This is a genomic window from Desulfonispora thiosulfatigenes DSM 11270, assembly GCF_900176035.1.
GTDB lineage: Bacteria > Bacillota > Peptococcia > Peptococcales > Desulfonisporaceae > Desulfonispora > Desulfonispora thiosulfatigenes.
In genome coordinates, this window is record NZ_FWWT01000030.1 from 1 (window position 1) to 1,971 (window position 1,971).

Below are 1,971 nucleotides of genomic sequence, written 5' to 3' on the forward strand. Positions count from 1 at the left end.
TTAAGTAGGAAAATACTTAAACAGATAAAGGATATATTGTTTGCTCAACAATTACATATTTTCTCGGTGATAATAGCGGAGGGGTCACACCCGTTACCATTTCGAACACGGTAGTTAAGTCCTCCAGCGCTGATGGTACTTGGACCAGAGGTCCTGGGAGAGTAGGTCGTCGCCGGGAACACAAAAGAAACCACCTAATTAGGTGGTTTCTTTTATTTACTTAAATTAGTCGAGTAATGAACTAAAACATATTGACAGAAGAAAAGATAAAAAGGTAAATTTAATAACTAAATTGAGAAAAAGCATTAAAAAACAGGTTTGCCTCGAGGACAAACCTGTTTTTTTGTAAAGATATAATACTATCTATCAAACCCAATAGCTTTTTCTACTTTATGAAGCATTTCATTAGCTTTTAAATTAGCCTTAGCTGCACCAGTAGCTAAAATTTCATCTAGCTCAGTAGAATTATATAATTGCTCATAGCGCTCTTGAATAGGTCTAATAGTGTCAGCTACGATAGTAGCTAAATCACCTTTAAAATGCCCGTAACCTTTACCTTCATATAAACTTTGAATTTCTTCAAACGACTTACCAGTACAGGTTGAATAGATAGTCATTAAGTTAGAAATCCCTGCTTTGTTCTCAATATCATAATGTACACTTGCATCTGAATCTGTTTGAGCTCTTTTTATTTTTTTAATAATTTCCTTTTCACTATCGAGCATTGTAATAAAGGATGCATTATTTTCATCAGATTTACTCATCTTTTTAGTAGGTTCTTGTAAAGACATTATCCTAGCCCCAACCTTAGGCGTTCTGATTTCAGGAACTTTAAATACATCGCCATACTTTTGATTAAAACGTTGAGCTAGGTTACGCGTAAGTTCTAAATGTTGTTTTTGATCATTGCCAACAGGTACAAAATCAGTATTATACAAAAGAATGTCTGCAGCCATAAGGCATGGATAAACTAACAAACCTCCAGGAATACCTTCATTTTTATTTTTAATTTTATCTTTAAATTGTGTCATGCGTTCTAGCTCACCAATATAAGCATTACATTGTAAAATCCAACTAAGTTGTGTATGGGCAGGAACTTCAGATTGAATAAATAAGGTTGCTTTTTCAGGATCTAAACCAACAGCTAAATAGAGAGCTGCCAAACTTCTAGTATTTTTCCTTAGCTCTGCTGGATCTTGGTAGACAGTAATTGCATGTTGGTTAACTACACAAAAATAACAATCATTGTCATGTTGAAGATCTACAAAGTGTTTTAAAGCTCCCAAATAATTACCCAGTGTAATTACACCACTAGGTTGGATTCCTGAAAAGATTGTAGCCATATATTCCACTCCTTAATAAGTATATATAGTTTAAATATATATTAAAAAATCCACTCATCCTTTTTAGGGACGAATGGATCATGTTAATACCCTATTGTTAACATACTAATAAAAAATTATAAGTATCTATTTAAGTAAAATTGTAAACTAGTATATTTTATTTGTCAAAGTTATTTTACTGAGGCAATTAATAACCTTTAAAATAATATCTTAGGTAATATATAAAGATTATACAAAAAATATACAAAGAATATACAAAGTAATATCTAATGTAATTTCTAGATAGAGTATTTAAAGTAGTATCTATAGCTATTTTGAATTAGAAATAAAAAAAACCAAGAAAAATGTTGACTAAGGTAAAAACAAGTGGTAAAATAATATTTGTCGCCAAGAGGGGACGCCAAACATTTTAAACACATAAATAAATGTTGACACAAACAATTTAAAATGATAAGATAAGTTTTGTCGCCACAACAGGGCGTGAAACAAAAGAAAATATTAGAAGAGTGCTACAAAGCAAGACAAGCACTTAACGCAAGTCTTCTAAACAAGTTGTTCTTTGAAAATCAAACAGTTATAAAGAAACAGACCACAAGTAACAAACGGATAAATAACAAAGCCAAAAGTT

General features: G+C 31.4%; 1 protein-coding gene and 1 rRNA gene. One reads left to right on the forward strand and one right to left on the reverse strand.

What is annotated here, in order from left to right; translation table 11 throughout:
* Positions 1 to 62: 62 nt before the first annotated feature.
* Positions 63 to 178 (forward strand): 5S ribosomal RNA (gene rrf / locus B8965_RS12205).
* A 181-nt stretch (positions 179 to 359) separates the two neighbouring features.
* Here rrf and trpS read toward each other — a convergent pair.
* Positions 360 to 1,343 carry a tryptophan--tRNA ligase gene (gene trpS / locus B8965_RS12210; RefSeq protein WP_084054464.1) on the reverse strand — a complete coding sequence of 328 codons (984 nt, stop codon included), beginning with the start codon at positions 1,341 to 1,343 and terminating at the stop codon, positions 360 to 362.
* Positions 1,344 to 1,971: the final 628 nt, after the last annotated feature.

Coding starts and splice junctions, on each gene's coding strand:
- trpS (WP_084054464.1), bottom strand. CDS start 1,343: ATGGCTACAATCTTTTCAGGAATCCAACCTAGTGGTGTAATTACACTG.